This is a genomic window from Sphingomonas sp. Root720 (assembly GCF_001428605.1).
Classification (GTDB): domain Bacteria; phylum Pseudomonadota; class Alphaproteobacteria; order Sphingomonadales; family Sphingomonadaceae; genus Rhizorhabdus.
Genome location: NZ_LMID01000011.1, coordinates 644,416 through 670,668, shown reverse-complemented (window position 1 = coordinate 670,668; position 26,253 = coordinate 644,416). Strand labels below are relative to the sequence as shown.

Annotated in this window: 22 protein-coding genes; 11 read left to right on the top strand and 11 right to left on the bottom strand. The window is 66.8% G+C overall.

Translation table 11 applies throughout. From position 1 onward, the window contains the following. Nucleotides 1-24: 24 nt before the first annotated feature. Nucleotides 25-363: a carboxymuconolactone decarboxylase family protein gene (locus ASE22_RS13915; protein ID WP_056360393.1), complete on the bottom strand. Its 339-nt coding sequence runs from the start codon at nt 361-363 to the stop codon at nt 25-27. Nucleotides 364-384: 21 nt separating this feature from the next. After that, the gene (locus ASE22_RS13910; RefSeq protein WP_056360390.1) at nt 385-1,155 is read right to left on the bottom strand and encodes an HpcH/HpaI aldolase family protein; all 771 of its coding nucleotides are present in this window, start codon (nt 1,153-1,155) and stop codon (nt 385-387) included. A 171-nt stretch (nt 1,156-1,326) separates the two neighbouring features. On the opposite strand from ASE22_RS13910, the gene ASE22_RS13905 reads away from it, so the two are divergent. The 3 genes from ASE22_RS13905 to ASE22_RS13895 are packed head-to-tail and all read left to right on the top strand — an operon-like array spanning nt 1,327 to nt 3,873. Beyond that, nucleotides 1,327-2,535 (top strand): cobalamin-independent methionine synthase II family protein, encoded by a 1,209-nt coding sequence (locus ASE22_RS13905; protein ID WP_156397224.1) that lies wholly within the window; start codon nt 1,327-1,329, stop codon nt 2,533-2,535. A gap of 1 nt (nt 2,536) precedes the next feature. After that, nucleotides 2,537-3,466 carry an alpha/beta hydrolase gene (locus ASE22_RS13900; RefSeq protein WP_056360384.1) on the top strand — a complete coding sequence of 310 codons (930 nt, stop codon included), beginning with the start codon at nt 2,537-2,539 and terminating at the stop codon, nt 3,464-3,466. 17 nt (nt 3,467-3,483) lie between these two features. Beyond that, nucleotides 3,484-3,873 carry a carboxymuconolactone decarboxylase family protein gene (locus ASE22_RS13895; RefSeq protein ID WP_056360381.1) on the top strand — a complete coding sequence of 130 codons (390 nt, stop codon included), beginning with the start codon at nt 3,484-3,486 and terminating at the stop codon, nt 3,871-3,873. On the opposite strand, the gene ASE22_RS13890 is transcribed toward ASE22_RS13895, so the two are convergent. From ASE22_RS13890 to ASE22_RS13880, 3 genes are all read right to left on the bottom strand, one after another. Beyond that, the gene (locus ASE22_RS13890) at nt 3,867-4,358 is read right to left on the bottom strand and encodes a GlcG/HbpS family heme-binding protein (protein ID WP_056360379.1); all 492 of its coding nucleotides are present in this window, start codon (nt 4,356-4,358) and stop codon (nt 3,867-3,869) included. The genes ASE22_RS13895 and ASE22_RS13890 overlap by 7 nt on opposite strands. A 126-nt stretch (nt 4,359-4,484) precedes the next feature. Next, complete coding sequence (locus ASE22_RS13885; protein WP_162248214.1) at nt 4,485-5,813, bottom strand: MFS transporter; 1,329 nt, start codon at nt 5,811-5,813, stop codon at nt 4,485-4,487. Nucleotides 5,814-5,900: 87 nt separating this feature from the next. Further along, nucleotides 5,901-8,729: a TonB-dependent receptor domain-containing protein gene (locus ASE22_RS13880; protein ID WP_056360374.1), complete on the bottom strand. Its 2,829-nt coding sequence runs from the start codon at nt 8,727-8,729 to the stop codon at nt 5,901-5,903. A gap of 264 nt (nt 8,730-8,993) precedes the next feature. Between ASE22_RS13880 and ASE22_RS13875 the strand changes: the two genes are divergently transcribed. Genes ASE22_RS13875 through ASE22_RS13865 form a run of 3 tightly spaced genes read left to right on the top strand, consistent with a single transcriptional unit; the run spans nt 8,994 to nt 12,029 of the window. Next, nucleotides 8,994-10,370 (top strand): MFS transporter, encoded by a 1,377-nt coding sequence (locus ASE22_RS13875; protein WP_162248213.1) that lies wholly within the window; start codon nt 8,994-8,996, stop codon nt 10,368-10,370. Beyond that, on the top strand, nt 10,348-11,232 hold the full coding sequence (locus tag ASE22_RS13870) for an amidohydrolase family protein (RefSeq protein WP_056360367.1): 885 nt from the start codon (nt 10,348-10,350) through the stop codon (nt 11,230-11,232). The genes ASE22_RS13875 and ASE22_RS13870 overlap by 23 nt, the downstream gene beginning before the upstream one ends. Continuing rightward, nucleotides 11,229-12,029: an amidohydrolase family protein gene (locus ASE22_RS13865; protein WP_056360364.1), complete on the top strand. Its 801-nt coding sequence runs from the start codon at nt 11,229-11,231 to the stop codon at nt 12,027-12,029. Before ASE22_RS13870 ends, ASE22_RS13865 begins: the two co-directional genes overlap by 4 nt. Before the next feature lie 33 nt (nt 12,030-12,062). On the opposite strand, the gene ASE22_RS13860 is transcribed toward ASE22_RS13865, so the two are convergent. Together ASE22_RS13860 and ASE22_RS13855 are read right to left on the bottom strand one after the other, a co-directional pair. After that, nucleotides 12,063-13,409, bottom strand: a complete 1,347-nt coding sequence (locus tag ASE22_RS13860; RefSeq protein WP_056360361.1) for an aromatic ring-hydroxylating oxygenase subunit alpha — start codon at nt 13,407-13,409, stop codon at nt 12,063-12,065. Then, the gene (locus ASE22_RS13855) at nt 13,406-14,761 is read right to left on the bottom strand and encodes an aromatic ring-hydroxylating oxygenase subunit alpha (RefSeq protein ID WP_056360358.1); all 1,356 of its coding nucleotides are present in this window, start codon (nt 14,759-14,761) and stop codon (nt 13,406-13,408) included. The genes ASE22_RS13860 and ASE22_RS13855 overlap by 4 nt, the downstream gene beginning before the upstream one ends. Before the next feature lie 101 nt (nt 14,762-14,862). On the opposite strand from ASE22_RS13855, the gene ASE22_RS13850 reads away from it, so the two are divergent. Next, the gene (locus ASE22_RS13850; RefSeq protein ID WP_056360355.1) at nt 14,863-15,396 is read left to right on the top strand and encodes a VOC family protein; all 534 of its coding nucleotides are present in this window, start codon (nt 14,863-14,865) and stop codon (nt 15,394-15,396) included. A 143-nt stretch (nt 15,397-15,539) separates the two neighbouring features. Here the strand turns inward: ASE22_RS13850 and ASE22_RS13845 are convergent, their stop codons facing one another. Then, a complete protein-coding gene (locus ASE22_RS13845) occupies nt 15,540-17,672 on the bottom strand; it encodes a PQQ-dependent dehydrogenase, methanol/ethanol family (protein WP_082545448.1) in 2,133 nt (710 codons plus the stop codon). A gap of 149 nt (nt 17,673-17,821) precedes the next feature. On the opposite strand from ASE22_RS13845, the gene ASE22_RS13840 reads away from it, so the two are divergent. Continuing rightward, complete coding sequence (locus tag ASE22_RS13840) at nt 17,822-18,382, top strand: carboxymuconolactone decarboxylase family protein (protein ID WP_056360353.1); 561 nt, start codon at nt 17,822-17,824, stop codon at nt 18,380-18,382. Nucleotides 18,383-18,442: 60 nt separating this feature from the next. Here the strand turns inward: ASE22_RS13840 and ASE22_RS13835 are convergent, their stop codons facing one another. Next, on the bottom strand, nt 18,443-20,920 hold the full coding sequence (locus ASE22_RS13835; protein WP_056360351.1) for a TonB-dependent receptor: 2,478 nt from the start codon (nt 20,918-20,920) through the stop codon (nt 18,443-18,445). A gap of 253 nt (nt 20,921-21,173) precedes the next feature. On the opposite strand from ASE22_RS13835, the gene ASE22_RS13830 reads away from it, so the two are divergent. The 3 genes from ASE22_RS13830 to ASE22_RS13820 are packed head-to-tail and all read left to right on the top strand — an operon-like array spanning nt 21,174 to nt 23,394. Then, a complete protein-coding gene (locus tag ASE22_RS13830; protein ID WP_056360348.1) occupies nt 21,174-21,470 on the top strand; it encodes a putative quinol monooxygenase in 297 nt (98 codons plus the stop codon). Then, on the top strand, nt 21,467-23,101 hold the full coding sequence (locus ASE22_RS13825) for a class I adenylate-forming enzyme family protein (RefSeq protein WP_056360345.1): 1,635 nt from the start codon (nt 21,467-21,469) through the stop codon (nt 23,099-23,101). Before ASE22_RS13830 ends, ASE22_RS13825 begins: the two co-directional genes overlap by 4 nt. Then, a complete protein-coding gene (locus ASE22_RS13820) occupies nt 23,098-23,394 on the top strand; it encodes a putative quinol monooxygenase (protein ID WP_056360342.1) in 297 nt (98 codons plus the stop codon). The genes ASE22_RS13825 and ASE22_RS13820 overlap by 4 nt, the downstream gene beginning before the upstream one ends. A 426-nt stretch (nt 23,395-23,820) precedes the next feature. Here the strand turns inward: ASE22_RS13820 and ASE22_RS13815 are convergent, their stop codons facing one another. Together ASE22_RS13815 and ASE22_RS13810 are read right to left on the bottom strand one after the other, a co-directional pair. Further along, on the bottom strand, nt 23,821-25,224 hold the full coding sequence (locus ASE22_RS13815; RefSeq protein WP_056360338.1) for a 2-oxo acid dehydrogenase subunit E2: 1,404 nt from the start codon (nt 25,222-25,224) through the stop codon (nt 23,821-23,823). Between the two features lie 10 nt (nt 25,225-25,234). After that, entirely contained in the window at nt 25,235-26,245 is a 1,011-nt protein-coding gene (locus tag ASE22_RS13810; RefSeq protein WP_056360335.1) for an alpha-ketoacid dehydrogenase subunit beta, read from the bottom strand. Between the last annotated feature and the right edge of the window lie 8 nt (nt 26,246-26,253).

Genomic DNA, 26,253 nt, shown 5'->3' with positions numbered 1-26,253 from the left:
CCCGGGGCTCGCGCGGCCCGGCGGCTATTTGCTGGGGTCTTCGGCGCCCTTAGCGTCGACGATGGTCTTCAGCCTGCGTGCGGCGCTGACCGCCACCGGCCAGCCGGCATAGAAGGCGATATGGGCGATCGCCTCGCCGATCTCCTCGACCGTCAGGCCGTTCTCGATGCCATATTCCATATGGCCCTGGGCCTGGTCGCGGTTGAGCGCGATCAGACAGGTGATGGTGATCAGGCTGCGGTCGCGCGGCGACAGCTCGGGCCGCTCCCACACCTTGCCGTAGAGGATCTCCTCGGTGATCTCGTCGAGCAGCGGCGCGACAGCCGCCAGTTCCTTGCCCCGTCCGCCGGCCGGTCGTTTCATCGCCTGTCTCCCTCTGTTCCGTCAGGCCGCGCGATAGGGCGTGAAATTGGCGGCGGCCGCCTTGAGCATGTTGCGCACCATGACGAGGTCCGACTGCCAGGCAATATATTTGACGCCGCGCTCGACATAGGTCTTCAACTGCTCGGCATTGCTGACGACGGTGCCGATATGCTTGCGCCCGGCGGCGACTTCGATCACTCGGTCGATCGCTGCGACGACGTCGGGATGCCCTGCATTGCCCGGATGGCCGAGCGACTGGCTGAGGTCGCCGGGGCCGATGAACAGCACGTCGAGATGCTCGACCGCGCACAAGGCCTCGATATCCTCGACCATCTCCTTGTTCTCGACATGGACCGAGACCAGCGTGTCGCGATTGGCCCGCTGCTCATAGTCGGCGCCCGAGAATCCATAGGCCGCCGCGCGGCAGCCCCGCGCCGATCCGCGCTCGCCGATCGGCCAGTATTTCGCCTTGGCGATCGCCTCGCGCACCTCGGCCGCGCTCCTGAGCGAAGGCACCTGGATCCCGCTGGCGCCGCTGTCGAGGACATGGAGGATGTTCGCCTCGGCCGCGTCTGGCGTGCGCACGATGCTGCTCATCCCGACCAGCTCGCAGGTGCGGATGATGTTCTCGATCCCGGCATGGGTGTAGCAGCTATGCTCGGCGTCGATGATCAGGAAATCGAAGCCGGACAGGCCGAACAGCTCGGCCATCGGGGCCGAGTCGAACTTGAAGAAGCTGCCGAACACGACCCCGCCGGCGTCCAGCTTGTGCTTCATCGTGGCATTGAACATTGCCTCTCCCACTCCTCCGGGCGCCCCCCGAAAACGGCTGTTTCCCGTTCCGCAGAGTCGCTATTTACAAATATCATTCAACATGGCACCAAGATAACTATAAGCCAAGCTTTCATTCGCATGCCGTTCACGGCAGCGTGTTAGAGCCCAACCGATAGCATAGGAGATGATGTGAGGCGCAGCACCGACCGTATCCTGACAACCCATGTCGGGAGTCTTATCCGCCCCCTCCCCGTCCTCAGGGACATGATGGCGAAGACGCTGGGCGAGCCCGTCGACGAGGCCGCCTTCCAGGCGCACGTGACGCAGGGCGTCGCCGATGTCGTCGCGAAACAGGCCGAAATCGGCATCGACATCCCCAGCGACGGCGAGATTTCCAAGCCCAGCTTCCACAATTATGTGACCGAGCGGCTGGGTGGGCTGGAGAAGGTGCCGCCGGAGGCGAAGGGCCCCTATTATGCCCAGCTGAGCGAAGAATTTCCGGGCTTCATGAAGCAGTACAACGCCATGTACAAAACCATGTGGATGCCGCCCGAACTCGATGCGGAGAAGACGCGCCAGGCCGCGAAGACCCCCCCGAACCGGGTCCGCGTCGCCGCGCCGATCACCTATGTCGGGCAGGACGCGCTCCAGCGCGATCTCGACAACTACAAGGCTGCGCTTGCGGGCAAGGATTTCGTCGAGGCGTTCATGCCGTCGGCCACGCCGGCGCGCGACGACGCCGATGCGGGCGAGGTCTATGAGAACGAATCGGCCTATCTCTATGCGCTCGCCGACGCGATGCACGTCGAATATAAGGCGATCGTCGATGCCGGCTTCGTCGTCCAGCTCGACCTCGGGCTGCCGGCCCGCAACCAGGTGCTGCCCGGCAATCCCAACCCGACCCCCGAGGATCTGCGCCGCGCGTCCGAACGGCAGGTCGAGGCCTATAACCACGCGCTGCGCGGCATTCCCGAGGACCGGGTCCGGTACCATATGTGCTGGGGATCGATGAACACCCCGCACACCACCGACGTGCCGCTGCGCGAGGTGATCGACATCATCCTCAAGATCAAGGCGCAGGCCTATGTGATCGAGGGCGCCAACCCGCGCCACGAGCATGAGTGGACGGTGTGGAAGGACGTGAAGCTGCCCGACGGCAAGATCCTCGTCCCCGGCGTGATCAGCCACCAGACCAACGTCGTCGAGCATCCCGAGTTGATCGCTATGCGGATCGCTAATTATGCCGGCGTCGTCGGCCGCGAGAATGTGATCGCGGGCACCGACTGCGGCTTCTCGCAGGGCTGGAACATGGCGCGGGTCCATCCCGAGGTGCAATGGGCGAAGCTGTCGGCGCTGGTCGAGGGCGCGAAGCTCGCATCCGAGCGCCTCTGGGCCTGAGGTGACGGCCGGCCCCACCCTCGCGGACGGGATCGCCGACTATATCGAAGCGGTCCGGCTGGCGCCGGCCGGACAGCGCCCGCCGCTCGAGGCGGCGCGGCTGCTGGCCGATCGCCATGCCGACCGCATCGCCATTCCCCGTCCCGAGGGGATGGAGGTCGCCTCGAGCTTCGTCGTCGGCGACGGCTGCGAGACGCCGGTGCGGATCTATCGCCCGGCGGGCGACGGGCCCCAACCGGCGCTGGTCTATTTCCACGGCGGCGGCTTCACCATCGGCAGCATCGAAAGCTACGAGCCGCTGGCGATGGCGCTGGCCGAGGCGAGCGGCGCCACGGTGATCAGCGTCCATTATCCGCGCCTGCCCGAGGCCACCCCGCGCGCGATGATCGAGGCGAGCTTCGACAGCCTCGCCTGGACGCACGCGATGGCCGAAGGCCTGCGGATCGATCCCGCGCGGATCGGCGTCGCGGGGGACAGCGCGGGCGCTTTCATCGCCGCGCAGCTCGCCATCCTGGCGCGCGATCGCGGCGGCCCGGCGATCGCCTGCCAGGTGCTGCTCTACGGCGTCTTCGACATCGCCGAACGCGCGGCGCACCGCGCCGCCGTCGATCCGGTGCTGACCCTTCCCGTCATCGAGGCGATGCTCCGCACCTGGCGCGCCTGCGACGCGCGCGATCCGATCGGCCTCGTCCCGCCGCTGCGCAATCGCGACCTTTCCGGCCTTCCGCCCGCGACCATGATCGTCGCCGAGCATGATCCTATGCTGGAGGAAGGCCGCGACTATGCCGGCGCGCTGCGCAAGGCCGGCACCGCGGCCGATATCCGCACCGCTCCGGCGATGCCGCACGGCTTCCTCCGCGCGCTCCGCTTCTCCGCCCCCGCCCGCGACGAAATGGCGCAGCTGGGCCGATCGATCCGAACCCTCCTCTGAACGACAGGAACCAGACCATGGCCCTCAAGCATGACGACCCCGCCTTCGAAGCCGGCCGCGAGATGCGCAAGACGCTGTTCGGCGCCGCCAGCGTCGAGCGGCTCGACGCTGCCGACGACTTCCACGAGCCGCTGGAGAATTACGTCACCTCGGCCTGCTTCGGCGAGACCTGGACCCGCCCGGGCCTGACCCTGCGCGAACGCAGCCTGATCACGATGGCGATCTGCGCCGCGCTCAACCGCCACACCCCGCTCAAGCGCCTCGTCAAATGCGCGGTCGCCAACGGCGCGACCAAGGAGGACATCCGCGAGGTTCTGCTGCAGACCACGCTCTACATCGGCGTAGCGGGCGGCGTCGAAAGCTGGGGTCTCGCCGCCGAGGCGCTGAAGGAAATCGACGCCTATTGAGGCTGGGGCGGCTTGTCGGTCTTCAGCCCCGCCGCCGCGATCCCGCCGGTGGCGCAGCCGACATCCTCATCCGGCCGGCCGCCCGACACGCCCACGCCGCCCAGCGCGACGCCGTCGGCGGTATAGACCGCGACGCCGCCGGGAATCGTCGCGACATTGGGCACGTTCGGGGCCGGGTTGAGCTTGGCGATGTCGGCGGTCGCCCTGCCGAAGCGCGATGCGGCGGTCGCCTTCCAGCGCGCCATCTCGCCGGCCTGGTAGGAGGCGCCGTCCATATGCGCATAGACGACCAGCATGCCGTGCGTGTCCATCACCGCCACGGTCATGCGCTTCCCGTTCTTCGCGGCCCAGTCGAGGCAGGTGTCGCGGATCTTCGCCGCACTGGCATAGTCGAGTGCCGGGCGCGCGGTCTGCGCGGGGGCGATCGTGGCGGTGGCGAGCAGGGCAGCCGCGATCCAGCGGGCGGGTTGAAGTGCTTTCGTCATTCCATGGCTCCCGATATCCTCATCACGGCGACAGCCGGGATCTCCCTTCCCTTTGCGGACCATGGCGCAATCGAGCGCCAAGGGCAGTGAGATTCCGGCTTTCGCCGGAATGACGGGAAAAGTTCGTCAGCCATGCGCCGGCGCCGGCTCGCCCTTCGCGCTCGACCGCGCGTAGATCGCCGCGACCACCGGGATCAGCAGGATCACCGCGAACAGGAACAGCGTCCAGAAACGGCCGAACCCCGCGCCGATCGCGAAGCCGCCGAGCAGCGGCCCGACGATCCCGCCGACCCGCGAGCAGCCGAGCATGATGCCGAGACCCGCACTGCGGACGGCGGGCTCGAAATAGTTGAGCGTCACCAGCATGATCGCGGTGAACGCCCCGACGTTGAAGAAGCCCGACAGGGCCGATGCGACGATCAGCGGCAGAATCGCGCCGTCGGGCACCATCCCGAGCAGTGTGAAGGCCAGCCCCATGCCGATCAGGAAGATCACCGCTATCTTGCGCTCCCCCACCCGGCGCGCGATCGCGCCGACGAAAAGATGGGCGAAGATGCCGGCGCCGTGGGTGCAAACCCCGGCGATGCCGTTCCACGTCATCGTCATGTGGGCCATGTCGAGGAGCTTCGGCCGCCAGCTCGCCATGAAGCCGCCGCTGATCGTGAAGACGAAGCCGGCGAGACAGAGCAGGGCGGTGCCGAACCACAGCGCGCGCGGGATGATCGTCGCGCTTTTCTTGCCACCGCGCGCGGTCTCGGGCGCTGGCGGCAGGCTGTCGAACTCGGGTTTGTTCATCCGGCGAAAGGTCGCGTTGAGCCGCTGGAGCGCGTCGGCCGGGCGGCGCGCGACGAGATACATCGGCGATTCCGCAAGGACGAACAGGCTGAGCAGGAAACTGACGACGCTGAGCATCGCGGCCGCGTAGAACAGCGACCGCCAGCCGAGGGGTTCGAGCAGCAGCGCGGCGAGCGCGCCACAGACCATCCCGCCGGCCGAATAGCCGGTATGGAGAATGCCGACGAGCAGGTTCGAACGCTCCTCGTTGCTGAACTCCGCCACGGTGACGTTGAGGCAGACCACCAGCGCCCCGAGGCTGACGCCGGTCAGCAGGCGCAGGGTGACCAGCATCAGCAGCGAGGAACTGACGGCGGTCAGGAACAGCATGATCACCAGCGAGCCGAGCAACCAAAGGGTCAGCGTGCGGCGGCCAATCCGGTCGGCGAGCGGGGACAGGAAGAAGGAGCCGATGGCGATCCCGACCGGGGTCGCCGTATAGGCCAGGCCGAAGGTCTCGGCCGAGATGCCCCATTCCTTCATCAAGGCGGGAGCGGCGTAGGACAGGGTGACGACGTCGACCCCGTCGGAAGCGTAGCTGAGCACGCACAGCGCGATGATCGCATATTGATAGACGCTCATCGGCGTCTGGCGGATCACGTCGGTGGGCGATCTGGACACGCGCATATCCTTGTCGTTGAAGACGAAGGGGACGGGCCCGGCGCGTCGTCGCGCCGGAGCCCGCCCCCTTCTGGCCGGCGGCCGGGATCAGAGTTTCAGCCGGACGCCCGCCACGTAGAAACGGCCGATCCGATCGAACATCTGCGAATTGGATACGGTCGGCTGGACGATGTTGTTGGGAATGATCGGCGGCGCCTTGTTGAACAGGTTGTCGATCTTGCCGTAGAGCTCGATATTGTCGGTGATCTTGTAGGCCCCCGACAGGTCGACATAGGCACGACCCTTCACATGGTTCTGATCGGCGGGCAGGTCGACGTCGTCGACGTAGAAGGACCGGAACTTGCCGTTGCCGATATAGCGGACATAGGCGCCGAGCTTCAGCGGACCGCCGCTGTAGGTCAGGTCGAAATTGGCCTTCCAGCGCGGCTGGCCGCTATAGTCGGTGGCGAGATCGCCGACATAATCGATCGTCACGCCCGAGGTGGTGAGCTCGAGATCGCGGACATAGGTGACGAGCAGGCGGGCGCTGATGCCGCCGTCCTGGCCGAACCATTCCACCGGACGGCGATAGGCCGCCTCGAAGTCGACACCGCTGGTCTTCACCGTCTGGGTGTTGATCAGGGTCGCGGTCACGCGGCTGATCTTGCCGGCGCCGTCGAGCTCGACGAACGGACAGAAGCTGTCGATGTTGAGCTTCAGGCAGTTGTCGACGATCGTCTGCGCCGGAACCGAGGTGATCGCGTCCTTGATCTTGATCGAGTAATAATCGAGCGAGACGCTGAGCCCGGGGATGAAACCGGGCTGGAGCACCACGCCGACCGCCTTGGTGTCCGCCTTTTCCGGATCGAGCGCGGGATTGCCGCCGGTCAGCTGGGTCACGAAGTTCGCCACATTGTCACGCGGGTCGATGATCGTGTTGATCACCTGGTTGCGGCCCGCATAGAGCTCGTTGACGTTCGCGGCCCGGATGTCGCGGCTGATCGTGCCCCGGAAGCGGATGTCCGAGATCGGGGAATAGTTGACGCCGACCTTCCAGGTGGTGACCCCGCCCGACGAGCTGTAATCGGCATAACGGATCGCGCCGTTCAGCTCGAGGTTCTTGGCGAAGGCCATGTCCTTGGCCAGCGGGATGCCGACCTCGGCATAGACTTCCTTGACGTTCAGGCTACCCGAGAAGGGCTGCTGGTTGATCGACCGCCAGCCGCTGATCTGCGAGATCGCGTCCGACTTGCTGTCGATCTTCTCGCGCCGATATTCGCCGCCGAAGGCGAGCGACACGTCGCCCGCCCATGTCGCGAAGGGGGCACCGGCGACGTTCAGTCCGGCCGCGTTCTGGCTCATCTTCGCATCGTAGAAGGATGTGCCGCGATACCAGTCGAGCGCCGCCGGACTGATCGATCCGGCGCCGAACACGTTGATCGGCACGCAGGCCGGATTGTCGTTGGCGGTGCCCGCGTCGGCGTTGATGCGGCAGACCGGCTGACCGGTCGTCGGGCTGACCACCGAATCCACCCCGGCGAACCAGTTCGCCTGGATGCGATTGTTGACGCTTTCCTGACGGAAGCGGTTGTCCGACCGCTGGACGAAGGCGTCCCAGGTCCAGCCGTCGCCGAACTTGCCCTCCGCGCCCGCCGCATAGCGCATGGCGCGGGTGACGCTGTTGTTTTCCGAGAAGCCATCTTCCAGGTTCACGCGGCCGAAGCTGAACTGGTTGATGTTGTTGGCCGTCATGATGTCGCGGATCGACGACGGCAGGAACGCATTGTCGCGCCGGATCGTCAACGTGCCGCTGTCGTAATTGGGAGCGAGGTCCGACTTGACCTCTACCCGCGACCAGAGGAGCTCAGACCAGAAGGACAGGCTGTCCGAAGCCTCGTAGCTCAGCCGTCCATAGCCCGAATAGCGGGTGATGTGCGGCATCAGATTGCCGTCATCCTCGAGCGAATCGCCCTGCCCGCCGAGCTGGAAAACCGTGTTGATCTGGCTGCCATAGTTGAACGGCTGCGGCGTTCCGTTCGGTCCGAACTGGATGCCGTAGAGCGGGCTGGTCGCAGGTGCGACGATCAGGCCGCCGAAGGTCATGCGGGAGAAGGTCGCACCCCGGGCGATGAAGCTCTTCGTCTGTCCGTTGGTCGGCGTATAGCCGAGATTGTTGAACAGCACCGGTCTGCCGCGGCCCCAGGGCCGGCTGGCCACCCGGGTCTGGCCGGTGTTGCGGAAGAAGTCGCCCGCTGCCGTCACGTGCAGCCGGTCGTCGAGGAAGCTCCTGCCGACCGCCGCGGAGATCACCGGCCGCCTGAAGTCGTCATATTTGGACTGGCCGTAGGAAGCGTCGACCTTCAGCCCCTCGAACTTCTTGTCGATCGAGAAGTTGATCACGCCCGCGACCGCGTCCGATCCATAGGCCGCCGATGCGCCGCCGGTCACCACCTCGACCCCGTTGATCAGCGAGACCGGGAAGATGTTGGTGTCGATACCGCCGAACGGGCTGGTCGCGGCAAGGCGGCGACCGTCGAGCAGCAGAAGCGTGCGGGCCGAACCGAGCGCGCGGAGATCGGCGACGTTCTGGCCGACCGGCTCGCTCGACCGGCCGATATTCTGGTTGATGCGCAGCTGGGGGATTTCATAGTTGAGCTCGCCGACCGTCGTGATCGCGCGGCTTTCGATCTGCGCGTCGCCGATCGCGGTGACCGGGGTCGGCGCGGTGAAGCCGGTACGCAGGCGCGAGCCCGTAACCGTGATCTCCCGGCTGTCGTCGTAGCGGCTGTCGCTCTCGGCCGTCGCCGGTACCGGACTGGCGACCTGCGCCCCGGCCGGGGAAGCGACCGCCAGCAGCGGCAGCGAAAGCGCCGCGATGCTCGAACCGGCCAACCAGGCCGACGGCACGCGCGCGGATACGGAAATAGTCCTTTTCATCGATCCTCCCCAAGGTTTGGTGCGGCCGTTCTTCCTGTGCCGCTGTTGCCTTCAGATCATCGTTCGCCGGCGTTGCCGGCCTTGCGGCCAACCGACGAGCCACGCCCCTGACTCATTATGATATGACGAACGATACTTGTTTATGACATACAGTTTCCAGTTTGCGCAAGCGGTGAAATCGCATATTGACGAATGAAATTAGATATAGGCAAAAACCCGTACCGCACCGGCGCGACCGCGGGTTCCGAAAAGCAGGAGAGAGGCGTGGCTGGAACATCGCGGGGCACTGGGGACGAAAGGCCCGGCCTGCTGGCGGTGGCGATGAGCCCCTACCAATATCTGGTCGTGGCGCTCTGCTGCTTCTGCAACGTCGCGGACGGGTTCGACGTCGTCTCGCTCGCGCTCGCCGCGCCGGTCCTCACCAGGGAGTGGGGCGTTGCGCCCGCGGTGCTCGGCACGATCTTCGGCGTCTCGTCGGTCGGGCTGTCGATCGGCGCCTTCGTGGTGGCGCCCTTTGCCGACAAGATCGGCCGCCGTCCCGTGATGCTCGCCGCGATCGGATCGCTGGCGGCGGCGCTGCTGCTGACCAGCATCGCCGGTAACGTCTATGAACTGCTGGTGCTGCGCTTCGTCACCGGGATCGGGCTAGGCACGCTCGTCGTATGCCTCAACACCACCGTGGCCGAGGTCACCACCTACAAGGTGCGCAACATCTCGCTCGCCATCCTCCATCTCGGTTTCACCATCGGCACGATGACGGCGAGCGGCATCGCGGTGCTCGCGCTCGAATTTTCGGGATGGCGGACGATCTTCGTCGCGGCGGGCATCCTCAATGCCATCACCTTCGCCGCCAGCCTGGTCCTGCTCGGCGAGTCGCCAGACTTCCTCGCCAAGCGCCGCAAGGCCGGCGACCTGGCGAAGCTCAACCGCCTGCTTGCCCGCGCCCGGAAGGCGCCGCTGGCCGACTTCCCGCCGCTCCCGGTCGAGCGCGCGGAGCGTGGCAGCATCAAGGCGCTGCTCGCTCCCGACCTGCGACGGGCGACCATCCTCGTCTGGGTCGCCTCGCTCACCTACGCGATCGTCGGCTATTTCCTGCTCAACTGGAAACCGACCATCCTCGCCAATGCCGGCCTGTCGCCCACGCTGGCGGCGGCCAGCGGCATGATCACCGGCGCCTGCGGCGCGCTCGGCCATCTCACCATGGGGCTGTTCGCCCGGCGGATCGGCGAGGGCCGGCTGACCGCGATCTATTTCGCGCTGGCGGCCGTCTCGCTGGTCATCTTCGGCATCCAGCCGCCCGACCCGGTGCCCTTGCTGGCGATGGCGGGGGTCACCACGCTGTTCGTCGTCGGCGCCTATACCGGCCTCTTCCTCGTCGCGGTGAAGATGTATCCTAGCGACGTCCAGAACACCGGGGTCGGCTTCGTCGTCGGCTTCGGCCGGGTCGGCGCGATCATCGGCCCCATGATCGGCGGATTCCTGGTCGGCGCGGGACTTGACCGCATGGACACCTATTTCGTCTTCTCGGTGATCGCGGTCGTCCCCGCCGTCACCATGCACCTCGCCAACCGCCTCGCCGCCCGCCAATCGCCCCATCGCCTGCAATCCGGAGACCAAGATGCCGCAAGCCCGGCTGTTTGACACCCACGCGCACTTCTTCACCAGCGATACCGCGCGCTACCCAATCGACGTCACCGGCGCGCGCGAAGGCGAGCAAGCGGTCCGCGCCCGTATCGCCGCAAACCCGGCAACCCCGGCCAGCCTGATCCCGCTATGGGACCGGCTTGGCGTCGCCGGCGGCGCGGCGGTCCAGTACAACACGGTCTACAAGAGCGACAACAGCTACGCGCTGGCGGTCGGCGACGCGCATCCCGACCGTCTCTCGACGGTGCTGATCCTGCAGGCGGCCGATCCGGCGACCCCGGCGACGCTTCGCACCCTCGCGACCGGCCACAACGTCAGCGGCCTGCGCCTGTTCGGCTATCCCGACGGCGAGGGCGAATATCCGTGGCTCGACTCGCCGGCGGCGCTGGAGACGTGGGAGGTCGCGAACGAGCTCGGCCTCCACATGGTGCTGATGTACGCGCCCGGAGTGCCATCGGCCGCGGCGCTCGGACGGGTCATCGCGCTGGCGAAGCGCTTCCCCTCGACGGTGATCTGCCTCGACCATTGCGGCTGGCCCGCCGTCGACAAGGGCGACGAAGGGACGATCGGGGCCGAGCATCTTTCATTGCTCTACGTCCCGAACGTCCGTTTCAAATTCACCCAGATCAACTTCAACCGCTTCGCCGAGACCGGGATCGATCCGCAGCGCTTCGTACGCCGCATGGTCGACAGCTTCGGCGTCGAGCGGGTGATGTGGGGGTCCGACTATGGCAACACCAAGAACAGCTATGAGGAGATGGTCGAGCAGGCGATCGCCGCGACCGCGCTGCTGACCGACGCCGAGCGGGCGAAGGTGCTGCACGACAACGGGCAGGCGCTGTTCGCAGCCCGGCGATGATCGCGCCCGAACCGCCGGTCATCGACGCGCATTGCCACGTCTTCACCCGGGCGATGCCGTTCACCGACAGCGCCTGGACCCGACCCGATTACGACTATCCGGTCGAAACCTATCTGGCCGAGCTGGACGCGCATGGCGTCAGCTTCGGGGTGGTGACCGCCGCCAGCCTGTTCGGCGAGTATAATGACTATACATTATCGGTGCTGGCCCGGCACAGGCGCCTGCGCGCCACGGTGATGCTCGATCCCGACACCGGGCCGGCCGAGATGGCGGCGCTGAAGACGCAGGGCGTCTGTGGCATCCGCTACCAGCTGCCTGTCGCCGCGCCGCTGCCCGATCTCGCTGGTTACCGCTTCCGCCGATTCATCGGGCGGCTGGCGGACGCCGGGCTGCACATCGAGCTGAACCTGAGCGGCGCGCAGCTGGCGGCGATCCTGCCCGCGCTCGACGACAGCGGCATCGATATCGTCGTCGACCATTTCGGCCTGCTGCGTGCCGAACGCGGCATGGAGGGCGAAGGCTTCCGGGCGGTGCTCGACGCGGTCGAGCGGGGCCGGACGCGGGTCAAGCTGTCGGCGGGTTTCCGACTGCCGGAGGACGCGCTGGCCGGCTATGCCGCGCGGCTGATCGAGGTCGCTGGGCCCGAGCGGCTGTTCTGGGGCAGCGACGCGCCCTTCGTCGGCTGCGAGGACCGCATCGGCTATGCCGGAACGCTGCAGACCTTCTACCGCATCGTCCCCGATGCGCGGATGCGGCGGCAGATGTCCGATGCGGCGCTGCGCTTCTATTTCTTCTGAGGGCGAGCCTAGACCGCCTCGACCGGCGTAACCCTACTCCGCCATCCAGCGATCCAGCTCGACATGGAAATGGCGGAGCCGCGCCTCCTGCTCGCCCCATAGCGGGCCGCGGAAGCCGCGCGAGCGGGCGCCGGCCTGGACGATCGGCAGCAGGTCCGAATCCTGGTCGAGCACCTCGCCCATCCCCGGCGGTTCGCCGAGGCCGGTGTGGACGACGTCGGGCCGGGTCGCCCCGGTCAGGTCGACGTCGTCGCCCAACCCCATCCACAAGGGCGCGCCATAGCCCGGCAGGTCGACATGGCGATAGAGGATCGTCGTTTCATAGGTGAACTGCTCGGGGTCTTCGGCGTGCGGCTTGAAGCGGTGCAGGAACACCGCCTCGGGATGGCAGCCGATCTGCGCGTTGGGGAAGATGCCGAAGATCACGCTGTCGGTCAGCTGCGCGTCGCTGAACCTCTCATAGCCGAGCCCCAGTTTCGCCGAGCGGTCGCGCTTCGCCATGGCGATCGCCGAACGGCTCTCCCGCGCGCTGCCCTGGAAGGTTGCGGGGTCGAGCCCGGCGTCGCCCAGCATGGCGGCGATGCCGGGATTGATCCCCTCCTGGTCGGGGAAATGCGAATTGGGCTGGCCGAACGGCACGAACTGCCGGCTCATTCCGCCCGGATAGAGATCGATATGGGTGCGGTCGTCGAGAATGCCCATCGTCTGGGGATGGATCGCGTGGAGATGATAGCTTTCGTAGAAGGCGTCGATGCCGCCCTTCCAGTTGGCCGCCCAGTCCGATCGCCGGTGCTGGACGACGTGCATCTCGTCCATCCGGTAGTTCTCCAGCATCGGCAGGATCGGGCCGAGATACTCCGCCAGCGGCGGCGGATCGTCGGCCATCGAGATGAAGACGATGCCGGCCGCCTCGGCGACCTTCACCGAGGACAGGTCGGTACCATGGCACAGCACTTCCGGCCGGAAGGTCTCGGGATCGGTGACCGAGACGTTGACGCCGTCGAGGCCGAAGCGCCAGCTGTGGAAGGGGCAGGTGAAAGCGTCCTGCGACCCGACGTCGCCCTGGACCAGCCGGCTGCCGCGATGCGGGCAGACATTGTAATGGGCGGCCAATCCGCCGTCCCCGGTCCGGACGATGATGAAGCTTTCGACGCCGATGTCGAACTTCATCCAGTCGCCCGGCTCGCGAACGTCGCTGACCGGCCCGGCCATCAGCCAGGCCTGGACGAAAACCTTCTCCCATTCCGCGCGCGCGAAGGCCTTCGAGGTGTATCGGACGGGATCGGGCCGCGCCGATCCATTGTCGATATGGCCGGCGGGCAGGTCGAAGGGATGCTCCGAATCCTTGTGGACCGCCCAGCCGCGCAGATCGTAGTTCATGCCGGCTCTCCCTTCGCCATGCGCCGGTCGAGCTCGGCATGGAAATGGCGCAGGCGGCCCTCCTGCTCGCTCCACAGCGGCCCTCGAAAGCCGCGCGAGCGGGCGCCGGCCTGGACGATCGGCAGCAGGTCCGAATCCTGGTCGAGCACCTCGCCGAGGCCCGGCGGCTCGCCGAGGCCGGTGTGGACGACATCGGGCCGGGTCGCGCCGCTGGTGTCGATCTCCTCGCTCAGGCCCATCCAGGCCGGCGGCGTGTAGCCCGGCGCGTCGACATGGCGGTAGAGGATGATCGTGTCATAGGTGAACTGGTTCGGATCGGTCGCGTGCGGCAGGAAGCGGTGGAGGAACACCGCCTCGGGATGGCAACCGATCTGGGCGTTGGGGAACAGGCTGTAGACGGTGCTGTCGCTCAGCTGGGAATCGCTGAACTTGTCATAGTCGAGCCCGTAGCGCGCGGCGCGCTCGCGCTTGGCGATCTGGACGGCGGCGCGGGTCTCCCGGGCGGTCCCGCCATAGGTCGCCGGATCGATGCCCGCGTCGCGCAGCATCAGGGCGATGCCCGGGTTCACGCTCTCCTGGTCGCCGAACCGAGGGGACGGCTGGGCGAAGGGAACGAACTGGCGGCTGAGCCCGCCGGGATAGAGGTCGATCTGGGTGCGGTCGTCCATCAGGCACTGGGTCTGCGGGTGGACGGCGTGGAGATGGTAGATCTCGGCGAAGGCGTCCACCCCGCCCTTCCAGTTGGCGCCCCAGTCCGAGCGGCGGTGCTGGATCACATACATCTTGTCGATGTCGTAGAGTTCGAGTTGCGGCAGGATCGGCGCGAGCCATTGCTTGAGCGGCTCGATGTCGGGGTCCATCGATATGAACACCAGCCCCACCGCCACCTCGCAGCGCACCGAGGTCATGTCGCGATCGTGGCACAGTACCTCGGGGCGGAAGGTCTCGGGATCGGTAACGGCGATATTCTCGCCGTCCAGGGCGAACTGCCAGCTGTGGAACGGGCAGGTGAAGCGGGAGACGCTGCCGAAATCGTCGAGCACCAGCCGGCTGCCACGATGCGGGCAGACATTGTAATGGGCATGGACCGCGCCATCCGCGCCGCGCACGACGATGAAGCTTTCGCGGCCGATGTCGAAGCGGGCGAAGTCGCCCTCCTCGGGAATGTCCGACAGCGGGCAGGCGACGAGCCAGCTCTTCGCGAAGACCTTCTCCCACTCCTCCGCGGCGAAGGCCGGGTCGTGGTAGCGGGCCGGCGTCGGCCGCGCGGTGCCGTTGTCGACATAGCTGTGCGCGTAGAATGGGTGCTGGGCCCCAACGTGAATGTCCCACAGCCGAAAATCGTAGTTCATCACGTCTCTCCTCGATTCCGTCGTCGCGGATCGACATGTATAAAAAAACATGCATGATTGTTTTGCAAGGCCAAACTGAAGGCCGTTACGGGAGAGAGCCGATGAGTCGCTTGTTCGGGCGGATATTCCAGATCTGCTGGGTGGTGGAGGACATGGAGGCGGCGATCATCCATTGGACGCGGACGATGGGCGTCGGTCCGTTCGTCCGCTTCCCGATCCCGCTCCAGGCCGAATGGCTCGAGGTGCGCGGCCAGCGCATCCCGCAGGACAACGACATCTATCGCGGGGTCTCGATCAGCTACAGCGGCGACACGATGATCGAGCTGATCCAGCCCGGTTCCGATCCTTCCCCCTATCGCGAGTTCCTCGCCGCCGGGCGGCAGGGCGCGCATCATGTCGGCACCTATGCCGACGACTACGACGCCCAGATGGCCGCCGCCCGCGCCGCCGGGATCGGGGTGGCGATGGAAGGCGTGCTGCCCTTGTCGCGCTTCGCCTATCTCGACACCGACACGCTGTGGCCGGGCACGATGGTCGAGCTGATCGAGGCCGGGCAGGACATGCACGACTATTTCGGCGCGATCCATGAGGCGACGCGCCGCTGGGACGGGAAGGAGGCGGTGGTCTCGATCTGACGCACCGCCTGGCATCTCACGCCGCACCCCACCCAAAATCGTCATGCCAGCGCAGGCTGGCATCTCGGGAGATAAGGGTGGCCGCTCCTCTCCTGAGATGCCAGCCTGCGCTGGCATGACGGCTGGGGGAGGAGGGCCCTCTCCTACTTGCCCTTGCGAAGATCGTCCGCCCGGCTGCGCAGATAATGGCGCAGGTCGTCGCGCTGTCCGGCGGTCAGCTCCTCGAAGCGCGGCATGCCGTTGGGCACCAGCACGCCGTCATGCACGACCGATGCGAAGGCATCGGCGTCGAGGATGATGGCCGAGGTCCGCAGATCCGGCGCGGTCCCGCCCGGGATCGCCAGCCCGCCGTGGCAGACGGCGCACCGCATGTCGAAGGTCTCGCCACCCGCCGCAACCTTTGCCGGGTCGCGCCGGAAATCGGGATCGTCGACCGCCCTGGGCGTATAGGGGATCTTCGCCGGCAGGGTCGCCTTGCCGTCGAGCGCGAAGGTCAGCACGCGGCGCGCCTGGGTGCGATAGTCGATCCCGAACTGGGTGAGCAGCGGCCCGAACATGCCGCCGCTGGTACCCATGCCCGAGATCACCGTGACATATTGCCGCCCGTCGACGCTGTAGCTGATCGGCGGCGCGACCACCGGCGCCTTGGCGTCGTAGTTCCACGCGATCCGGCCGGTCTTGGCGTCATAGGCGGTGAAGGTCGAATCGGGATGCCCCTGGAAGACGAGCCCCCCCGCCGTCGCCATCAGGCCGCCGTTGAAATGGGCGCTCATCGGCAGACGCCACGCTTCCTTCTGCGTAACCGGGTTCCACGCGACCAGATAGCCGGTGGTATCGCTCGGCCTAGCCTTCCCCACCGCGATCCGGACGCCGTAGTTGAGCGCCATTCCCTCGGCCGGCTTCCAGTTTTTCCGGTCGATGCCGCGATCGTCATAGGTCACCTGCATGTCGATCGCCGGAATATAGGCGAGCCCGCTTTGCGGGCTGTATGCCATCGGCGGCCAGCTATGCGCGCCGACCGGCGTCGGCCGGAAGGTGACCGGGCCGTCCTCATAGCGGATATTGGGCTCCTCGACCGGGCGGCCGGTCTTCAGGTCGATGCGCTTCGCCCAGCTGGTGGCGACGAAGGGCTTCGCCGAGATCAGCTTCCCGTCGGTCCGGTCGATCACGTAGAAGAAGCCGTTCTTCGGCGCGGTCATCAGCACCTTGCGGGCCTTGCCGTCGATCACCAGGTCGGCGAGCTCCATGTCCATCGCGGCGTTGAAGTCCCAGCTTTCGCCGGGGTTGATCTGATAATGCCACTTGTACCGGCCGGTCCGCGCGTCGAGCGCGACGATCGAGCAGAGGAACAGATTGTCGCCCTTGCCGGCGCTGCGGATCTTGCGGTTCCACGGGAAGCCGTTGCCGGTACCGAGGAAGATCGTCTTGCTTTCGCCGTCATAGGTGATTGCGTTCCAGACGGTCCCGCCGCCGCCATATTTCCACCATTCGCCCGACCAGGTCTTCGCGGCCATCCGCATCGCATCATTCTCGAACCCGTCGGCGGGGTTGCCGGGGACGGTGTGGAAACGCCATGCCTGCTTGCCCGTCTCGGCGTCGTAGGCGGTGACATAGCCGCGCAGCACCGGCCCGACGTCGCCGCCACCATGGCCGATGATCACCATGCCGTCGAACACGCGCGGCGGCCCGCTGATGAAGCGGCCGTCGTCCTTGCCGACCGTCATCGCCGACCAGACCGGCTTGCCGGTCTTCGCGTCGACCGCGATCAGCCGCCCGTCCTGGGTACCGGTGTAGAGCTTGCCGTTCCAATAGGCGATGCCGCGGCTTCCCCAGCCCTGGCGCAGCTTGTGCCCGGCGGCCTCGGGCGCCTTGGGATCATAGGTCCACAGCAGCTTGCCGGTGCGGACGTCGATCGCGCGGATGACGCTGTAGCCCGAGGCGAGATAGACCACCCCCCCGACCTCGACCGGTCCGGTCGCGGGATTGCCGGCCGGCAGGTCGAGCGACCAGACGAGCCCGAGCCGCTTCACCGTGTCGCGGTTGACCTGGGTCAGCGGGCTGTAATGCTGCTCGCCATAGGTGCGGCCGAAGGCCGGCCAGTCGCGGCCGTCGCTGCCATCGGCCAGTTGCGCGCGCCATCCGTCGGGCCCCGCCCCCGCATCGGCCGCCGCGACTGCCGCCTTTCCGCTGGCGGGAACAGTTGGCCTGCTGCACGCCGGCAGCGCCAGGATCGGTAGCGAGGTCGAGAGAAGCGCAAGACGAACGACGGCATGCATCGAAAGATATCCTCCGATTTCACAGAGACTTGAACGGATTTTCGGTCGTGCAACGCGACCGGTACGATGCTATGATCGGTTCAATAGCCTGCTCCTCGACGCCCGCTTCTCTTCTGCCGTGAAGATGATGTGCCGAAGGAGAGAGACAGATGCCCAACATCCATATCCCTGCCGACGATCTGGCCGATCCGCTCGGCTATGCGCTGCGCCAGCACTCGCCCGCGATCGGGGCGGCCGCCGGCGATTTCGTGCGCGCCGTCTATCAGTCGCTGCGCCTGTCGCTGCGCATCGCCGAGGCGGCGCGCTACCGCATCGCGCAGATCAACGGCTGCCTGGTGTGCCAGGGCTTCCGCGCGGCCGACCATCTCGATGGCTATCTCGCCTCGGTCGGCGGCGATCCCTCGCGTTCGCTGGTCGCGCGCGGCGGCGCCAGGCCCGACGAAGCCTTTTATGCGGCGGTGGACCAGTGGAAGACCAGCCCGCTGCTCGACGACCGCGAGCGGCTCGCGGTCGATCTCGCCGAGCGCATGGCCTTCTCGCCCGACGAACTCGGCTATGACGACGGCTTCTGGTCGAAGATGCGCGCCGCCTACAGCGACGCGGAGATCACCGACCTGACGCTGGCGATCGGCATGTGGATGGCGATGGGCCGGTTCACCCACGCGCTCGGCCTCGACACCGTCTGCCTTCCCGCCGAGGCCGCGGCCTGAGAAGGCGGGAGCGGCGCCCGTCGCGCTGGCATCGCCATCGCGCGGGCGCCGCTCCATCGCTCAGTTGCCCAGCTTGAAGCCCAGTTCCGCGCCGAAGTAGCGCGGCGGGCCATATTGTCCGTTCGCCCACAGGCCGCCGACGACCTGCGAACCGGTGACGTAGCGCTTGTCGGACAGGTTCCGGCCGATCAGGCGGACATAATATTTGTTGTCCGCTTCGGCGAGCGTGATCGAGGCGTTCAGCAGGGTCCGGGCGTTGAGGAACGTGTTCTCCGCCGGGCTGGTGATCGACTGGGTGAACAGGTTGCGGGCGACATAGTTGATGTTGCCGTTGAACTGCAGCCTGTAGTCACCGATCGGCAGCTCATAGGTGGCGTCGGCGGTCCACTGCCACTTGGGCAGGCGGTCGAGCGGCGCGGTCGACAGGTCGTAGCCCGCCGGGATCGGCGTGACATAGCTCTTATATTTGCCGTCCTGATAACCGACGAGCCCGCGCAGGGTGAGGCCCTGCATCGGGATCAGCGTGCTTTCCAGTTCGAGGCCCTTCACCGTCGCCTTGGCGGCGTTGAAGAAGCGGGTGACCTGGAACTGCTGCCCGCCGACGACCAGCGGCACCACGATCTGTTTCTGCAGGTCGCTATATTCGACGTAGAAGCCGGTCAGGTTGAAGCGCAGGTGGCGGTCGAACAGCTCGGTCTTCACGCCGGCTTCGTAGCTGTCGGCGCGTTCGGGCTTGGTCGCCGACGCCGCCGCCGCGAAGGCGGTGGGATTGTCGGTGCCGTCGGCGTTCACGAACGGGTGGAAACTGCCGATCTGGTCGTTGAAGCCGCCCGCCTTGAAGCCGCGCGAATAGGTGGCGTAGCCGAAGATGTCCGGCGTCGCCTGCCAGCCGAGACTGATCCGCCAGGTCGGCTCCTTGGCGCTGTCCTTCACCTTGATGACGCCGGCGGTATAGTCGAACACATTGGCGTCGAGCGCGTGGCCCAGCGTGATCGCGTTGTCGAACCCGCCGTTGAGCTGCTGCGCGAACACCTGCTGGCGGCCGTACCAGGTCTTGTTCTCCCAGGTGTAGCGGAAGCCCCCCGTCAGGGTCAGCGTCGGCGTGAACTTGAAGGTACCTTCGACGAAGGTGGCCTTCGACCGCGCCTTCTGGGCGTTGCAGAGGATATAGGGGTTGTCGTTCCAGTTGCCGAAGCCCGGCCCGCCGCTGGCGAGGTCGAGGAAACCGAGCAGCTGGGCGACGCAGAAGGTGGTGTTGTCCTTCTGGTAGAAACCGCCGGCGACGAAGTTGAACGGCCCGTCGAAGGACGAGGCGAAGCGCAGCTCCTGCTGGTAGGTTTTGCGGTTGTCGTCGCGCTGCGCGTCGAACAGCGACAGCACGGTGCCGTTGGACGACACCGGGGCGGTCCCCATATAGGTATTGGGCAGGCGCGACCGCTGGTTGCGATAGCCGCTGACCGAGGTGAAGGTACCCCAGTCGGCCTTGTAGTCCATGTTCAGGTAGACGCCGTCGACATTGACGATCTGCCCGCTCTTCATCTGCAGCAGCGCGCCCTGACGGTCGGTCAGCGCGGCATTCTTCAGCGGATCGCTGTTGCGGTTCGGCACCGAGCCCAGGCCGAGCGAGTGGAACAGGAAGCCGTTCGAGGCGGGGGTCTGGTTGACCGAGGGAACGCTGTCCGAACGGTCGCGGAGATATTCATATTGGAGCAGCGCGCTGAACTCGGGCGTCGGTTCCCAGAGGAGCTTGGCGCGGGCGTTCCAGACGTCCTGCCCGCCGAGCGAGCGGCCGTCGCCGCAGCCGCTCTGGCCCGCGAAGCTCTGGGCGAACGCGCTGGTGGCGAAGGGCGTGACGGGACCGAAGCAGCCGCCATTCTTGTAATAGCCATCGGACTGGGTGTGGCCGATCACGCCGCGGAAGGCGAGCGTCTGGCCGATCGGCAGGTTGAACGAGGCCTGCGGGATCACCGTGCCGAAATCACCGACCTGCAGCCGGCCCTCGACCTCGATCTTCTCAAGCTCGGGCCGCTTGGTCTTGACGACGACCGCGCCGCCGGTGGTGTTCTTGCCGAACAGCGTGCCCTGCGGGCCGCGCAGCACTTCGACCTGCGAGACGTCGAAGGTATCGAGGAGCTGGGTCTGCACCGAAGGCATCACGAAGTCGTCGACCAGCACCGCGACCGGCGGTTCGAAATAGACGATGATGCTGTTCTGGCCGACGCCGCGGATCGAGAAGGATGCCGCGTTGAAGTTGGTGATCGTCGCCGCCGAGAAGTTCGGCACGAACGCGGCGAGGTCACCCACGTTGCGCGGGCTCGCCTGGCGGATCAGGTTTTCGTCGACCGCCGAGATCGCGATCGCGGTCGACTGGAGGTTGGAGTCGCGCCGGGTCGCGGTGACGACGATTTCCTGCAGCGCGCTGTCCGATGCCGTTTGCGCGGCCTCGGCCGGCGCCGTCTGCGCCGATGCCGGCATGGCCGTCAGCCCCGCGACGAGCGCCGCGCACGCGGAACCCAGATACCAATGATTCTTGAACATCCCCATCCTCCTCTCCTGAACCGGACTCTTGACGGCCGGCATCGCTGGACGCCGCGGAGATTACCGCAGGCAACACAAATTGCAATCAGTCATGCATGTTTTATTTTTTCCACATATCTCCCGTGGCGCGGCGGGTTGATGCGTCGCAACAAAAGCGCAGGATCGCAAATTGCCCCCTTGAAAAATCAGTCATGATTGTTTTCTAATGGCCCGACATGGCGCCCGAGCGTCGAATGGCGGAGAGGATCGCCGAATGGCCTACAGCTTCCTGTCGCGCTTCCGGATCAAGGCGGAGCGCGAGGATCAATTCGTTTCGCTCGCCCGGCAGATGGAGGCGCTCGTCGATCGAGAGCCGGGCACGCTGGCCTTCAAATTCTTCCGGCTGGGAGAACCGGGCATGTTCGCGGTCTACGAATCGTTCGTCGACGAGGCCGCCGACGCGGCGCATATGGAAACCGATCATGGCAAGCCGCTGATCGAACAGATGATCGGTTGCATGGACGGCAGCTATGAGCGCGAGATGCTCTACGATCTGGAGCCGGCCCGATGAGCGCGATCTACACCTATGGTGCGATGCTGCGATCCAGCGCCTCGGCGCGCGGCGATGCCGACGCGCTGGTCTTCCCCGACCGGCGGCTGAGTCATGCCGGCCTCTATGCCTCCGCCCGCCGCTGGGCGAAGGCGCTGCTGGCGATGGGGGTCGAGCCCGGCCAGAATGTCGGAATCCTGCTGACAACGCGGCCCGAGTTCGTCGAGGTTATGTTCGGCATCACCATGATCGGCGCGGTCGCGGTGCCGGTCAACGCGCGCTATCAGGCGCATGAGCTCGCCTTCCTCGTCCGCGACGCCGATCTCGTCGCGCTCGTCACCACCGGGGCGGTGACCGACCAGCTCAACTTCTCGCAGCGCCTCCAGGCCGCCTTCCCTGCGCTGGGCGATGCCGATCCGCATGCGCTGACGCTGGACGACGCGCCGCTGCTGCGCCGGATCATCTGCATCGATCCTCCCTGCCAGCCCTTCATGGTGTCGAGCGAGGCCGTTCTCGCCGAAGGCGCTTCCGTGGCGGACGCGGAGCTCGACGCACGGATCGACGCGGTCGACCCCGAACAGATCGCGCTGGTCCTCTACACCTCCGGCACCACCGCCAATCCGAAGGGGGCGCTGATCAGCCACCGCGCGATCGTCGGCAACAGCCGCAATCTCGGCCGGCGCTATGCGGTGACCGCCGAGGACAAGGTCTGGTCGCCGCTGCCGATCTTTCACATCGCCGGCATATTGCCGCTGACGATGGTGATCGACGCCGGCGGCGCCTATCTGACGGTGCCGCATTTCGACGCGGCGACCGCGCTCGCCATGCTCGGGCGCGAAGGGGCGACGGTCGCCTATCCCAGCTTCGTGACGATCATGCAGGACCTGATCACCCACCCGGCCTTCATCTCGACCGACCTGTCGAAGCTCAGGCTGATGAACTCGAACTTCGCGGTCCAGCCCGCCTGGATCAAGGAGGCGATGACCAAGGCGATGCCGCACACCATCCAGGTCGGCACCTATGGCCTGACCGAGGGCGCGGGCACGATCTGCACCAGCAACATCGACGATTCGTTCGAGCTGCGCACCGGCCGGCTCGGCGTGCCGCTCGAGGAATGGGAAGTCCGCATCGTCGATCCCGAAACCGGGCGCGACTGCGGGCTGGGCGAGCGGGGCGAGATCGTCGCGCGCGGCCCGAACATGCTCAAGGGCTATTACAACGCCCCCGAGAAGACCGCCGAGGTGCTGCGCGACGGCTGGTTCCACACCGGCGACATCGGTTCGTTCGACGAAAGCGGGCACATCATGTTCCATGGCCGTACCAAGGACATGCTGAAGGTCGGCGGCGAGAATGTCGCGGCGGCCGAGATCGAGGCGATGCTGCAAAGCCATCCGGCGGTGAAGCTCGCGCAGGTCGTCGGCCTGCCTGATCCGCGCTATGTCGAGGTGCCCGCCGCCTTCGTCGAGCTGGTCGACGGCGCGCAAGCGTCGGAGGCCGAGCTGATCGCCCATTGCAAGGGCAAGCTGGCCACCTTCAAGCTGCCGCGCCATGTCCGCTTCGTCAGCGACTGGCCGATGTCGACGTCGAAGATCCAGAAGTTCCGACTGCGCACGCAGCTGGTCGAGGAACTCGGGCTGGGAGAAGCCGCATGAAGGGGAAGAGCTTCATCGCCGAGCTGCGCGCCAAGCCGGGCCGCGGGCCCGAGCTGATCGCACTGCAGGCGGAACTCAAGCGGCTGGTGTTCGAGCGGGAGCCCGACGCGCTGGTCTACGAGCTGTTCCAGTCGGACGAAGACCCCGACCTGTTCCAGATCGTCGCGACCTTCCGCGACGATGCGGCGTTCGACCATCATATGCAGATCGACTTCCACGACCGGCTGGTGCCGCCGATCCTGGCGTGCGTGGATGGCGAGATGAAGCTCGCCTTCTATCGGTCGCTGGGGTGAGAATGACGGTGGCGTTCGAAGGAATGCCACCTCAACCGACCAGATATCCATGGTTGGGTCGTGGCCTTGACGCAGGTCCCGTCCATGCGGAAGCCCAGCCCTCTATTGCCACCCTCCCCTCATCGTCATGCCAGCCTACGCGGGATCTTTGCGTAACGCCGTCCCCTTCCGTCATCCCGGCGAAAGCCGGGATCTCCCTTCATCTTCGTCTTTCTTCCCGAAGGCGGAAAGGCAGAGGGGATGACGATGACGAGAATGGAGATGGGCTCTTACGCAAAGGCCCCGCGCAGGCTGGCATCTCGCGAGATAGGGGAGCACCTCTCATGCGATGCCAGCGCAGCCTGCGCTGGCAAGACGACGGCGCGTGGCAGTTGATCTCGGCAAGACGCGAAAGCCCCACCCCGCCCCCTCCCCGCGAGGGACGGTCTACAACAGCGCCGGAGTCTCGATCAGCGCCGCCAGCGCCGCCATGAAGCGCCCCGCGTCGGCACCATCGATCGCACGGTGATCGCAGGACAGCGACAGGTGCAGCACCGGGACGATGCGGATCGCGCCGTCGTCGTCGATCGGCTCGGGCCGGGCGGAGCCGACCGCGAGGATCGCGCCCTGGGGCGGATTGATGATCGCGTCGAACTGCTCGACCCCGAAGCCGCCGAGATTGGACAGCGAGAAGCTGCCGCCGCTGAACTCCTCGGTCTTCAGCTTGCCACTGCGCGCGCGCTGGGCGAGGCCCGTCATCGCTTCGGAGATTCGCGCGACCGACAGTTCGTCGGCGGCGCGCACGATCGGCGTGACGAGCCCCTTCCCGGTTGCCACCGCGACGGCGATGTCGGCATTGCCGAAGCGGTGGATATCCTGCCCATGGACCTGGATATTGACCTCCGGCACTTCCACCAGCGCCAGCGCGCATGCCCTGATCAGATAGTCGTTGATGCTCGGCCGCGGCCCCTGGACGGCGGCGCGCAGCGCGAGAAGCCGGTCCGCGCGCACCCGGCGGCGGACGTAGAAATGCGGTATCTGCTGCTTCGACTCGGTCAGGCGCCGCGCGATCGTGCGGCGCATCGACGACATCGGCAGCACCTCGACCTCGCCCGGCGCTGTAGACACCGGAGCTTCGGCAGGCGGGGCCGGTGCCGGGATCGCGGCCAGCACGTCGGCCTTGCGGACGCGGCCGCGCGGACCGCTGCCGGTCAGCTTTTCGAGCGCGACGCCGTGCAGCACCGCGACCCGGCGCGCCATCGGCGTCGCGAAGACGCTCGAAGCCGGGGTAGCCGGCAGCACGCCGACCAGCGCGGCCGGGGCCGGCGGGCTGATCGCCCGGTCGACGTCCTGCGCGGTGATCCGGCCTGCCCGGCCAGAACCGTCGATGCTGATCACGTCGAGCCCGGCGGCGACCGCCTTGTCGCGCGCGGCCGGGCTGATCGCGATACCATCGGGGATGGCTGGCGCCGTCGGCACCGGCGCCGGCACCTCGACCGGCGACGGCGACGCGGCGGGGGCCGTCTCGCCGCCATCGGTCGCGAAGCTGGCATCGACCGGCTTGAAGCCGGCGACCAGCGCGTCGATCTCGGCCGGATCGGCCTCGCCGCCGTCGGACAACACCGCAAGCAGGGCACCGACCGGATAGGTCTGGCCCGCCTCGGCGATCAGCCGGACGAAGCGGCCATCGGCCTCGGCCTCGACCTCGTTGGTGATCTTGTCGGTCTCGATCAGCGTCAGGACCGTGCCCTTGGCGAAAGGCTGGTTCTCGGCCACCATCCATTCGGCGATCGTGCCTTCGCTCATCTCGATGCCCCATTTGGGCATGGTGAACGGCTTGAGCTTGGCCATGTCCGCCCCCTCAGCCGGCCGCCAGGGCGCGGCGGACCGCGGCCTCGATCTTCTGCGGCGACGGCACCCAGGCGCGCTCGAGCTCGCGGGCGAAGGGGATCGGGCTGTGCGGCCCGGTCACCAGTTCGGGCGGCGCCTTCAGGCTGGTGAACGCCTTGGTCGCGACCAGCGCGCAGATGTCGGCCGCGAGGCTGCAGCGCGGCGGGCTTTCGTCGACGACGATCAGCCGGCCGGTCGCCTCGACCGAGTCCAGGATCGCCTCCTCGTCGAGCGGGCTGGTCGTGCGCAGGTCGATCACGTCGCAGCCGATCCCGTCGGCGGCAAGCTTGTCGGCCGCCTTTTCGGAGAAGTTGACCATGCGGCCGCAGGTGACGATCGTCGCGTCGCCGCCCTCGCGCACCATTCGCGCCTCGCCGAAGCGCTGGCGATGATCCCCATCGGGCACCTCGCCTTTCACGCCGTAGAGCGCCTTGTGCTCGAAGAACATCACCGGATCGTCGCCGCGCAGCGCCTCGGTCAGCAGGCCCTTGGCGTCGACCGGGGTGACGGGGAGCACCACCTTCAATCCCGGCATCGCGGTCAGCATCGCATAGACCGACTGGCTGTGCTGGGCCGCGGTGTTCATGCCGGCGCCGTAGACGAGACGGATCACCGCCGGGCATCGGGTCGTGCCGCCGAACATGTAGCGGAACTTGGCGATCTGGTTCCAGATCTGGTCGAGGCTGACGCCGACGAAATCGGCGAACATCAGCTCGGCCACCGGCCGCTTGCCGGCAAGCGCGGCGCCCGCGGCGGCGCCGACGATCGCGCTTTCGGAGATCGGCGTGTCGATCACCCGGTCGGGGCCGAACTTGTCGTAGAGTCCGCCCGACGTCCCCCATATGCCGCCGATCGCCTCGGGTCCGCCGGCGGTGCCGTTGCCGCCCACGATATCCTCGCCGAGCAGCATGATGTCGGGATCGCGTTCCATTTCCGCGTGGAGCGTCTGGAGGATCGCGTCGCGGATGGTCATGATCGCCATGTCAGCGG

Excerpts from the sequence above, each read along its gene's own strand:
- ASE22_RS13840 (WP_056360353.1), top strand. The coding sequence starts at position 17,822 with ATGCCCAACATCCATATCCCTGCCGACGATCTGGCCGATCCGCTCGGC.
- ASE22_RS13860 (WP_056360361.1), bottom strand. The coding sequence starts at position 13,409 with ATGAACTACGATCTGCGCGGCTGGGCGGTCCACAAGGATTCGGAGCAT.
- ASE22_RS13820 (WP_056360342.1), top strand. The coding sequence starts at position 23,098 with ATGAAGGGGAAGAGCTTCATCGCCGAGCTGCGCGCCAAGCCGGGCCGC.
- ASE22_RS13845 (WP_082545448.1), bottom strand. The coding sequence starts at position 17,672 with ATGCATGCCGTCGTTCGTCTTGCGCTTCTCTCGACCTCGCTACCGATC.
- ASE22_RS13830 (WP_056360348.1), top strand. The coding sequence starts at position 21,174 with ATGGCCTACAGCTTCCTGTCGCGCTTCCGGATCAAGGCGGAGCGCGAG.
- ASE22_RS13815 (WP_056360338.1), bottom strand. The coding sequence starts at position 25,224 with ATGGCCAAGCTCAAGCCGTTCACCATGCCCAAATGGGGCATCGAGATG.
- ASE22_RS13870 (WP_056360367.1), top strand. The coding sequence starts at position 10,348 with ATGCCGCAAGCCCGGCTGTTTGACACCCACGCGCACTTCTTCACCAGC.
- ASE22_RS13880 (WP_056360374.1), bottom strand. The coding sequence starts at position 8,729 with ATGAAAAGGACTATTTCCGTATCCGCGCGCGTGCCGTCGGCCTGGTTG.
- ASE22_RS13865 (WP_056360364.1), top strand. The coding sequence starts at position 11,229 with ATGATCGCGCCCGAACCGCCGGTCATCGACGCGCATTGCCACGTCTTC.
- ASE22_RS13835 (WP_056360351.1), bottom strand. The coding sequence starts at position 20,920 with ATGTTCAAGAATCATTGGTATCTGGGTTCCGCGTGCGCGGCGCTCGTC.
- ASE22_RS13910 (WP_056360390.1), bottom strand. The coding sequence starts at position 1,155 with ATGTTCAATGCCACGATGAAGCACAAGCTGGACGCCGGCGGGGTCGTG.
- ASE22_RS13915 (WP_056360393.1), bottom strand. The coding sequence starts at position 363 with ATGAAACGACCGGCCGGCGGACGGGGCAAGGAACTGGCGGCTGTCGCG.
- ASE22_RS13810 (WP_056360335.1), bottom strand. The coding sequence starts at position 26,245 with ATGGCGATCATGACCATCCGCGACGCGATCCTCCAGACGCTCCACGCG.
- ASE22_RS13825 (WP_056360345.1), top strand. The coding sequence starts at position 21,467 with ATGAGCGCGATCTACACCTATGGTGCGATGCTGCGATCCAGCGCCTCG.
- ASE22_RS13890 (WP_056360379.1), bottom strand. The coding sequence starts at position 4,358 with ATGACGAAAGCACTTCAACCCGCCCGCTGGATCGCGGCTGCCCTGCTC.
- ASE22_RS13895 (WP_056360381.1), top strand. The coding sequence starts at position 3,484 with ATGGCCCTCAAGCATGACGACCCCGCCTTCGAAGCCGGCCGCGAGATG.
- ASE22_RS13855 (WP_056360358.1), bottom strand. The coding sequence starts at position 14,761 with ATGAACTACGATTTTCGGCTGTGGGACATTCACGTTGGGGCCCAGCAC.
- ASE22_RS13850 (WP_056360355.1), top strand. The coding sequence starts at position 14,863 with ATGAGTCGCTTGTTCGGGCGGATATTCCAGATCTGCTGGGTGGTGGAG.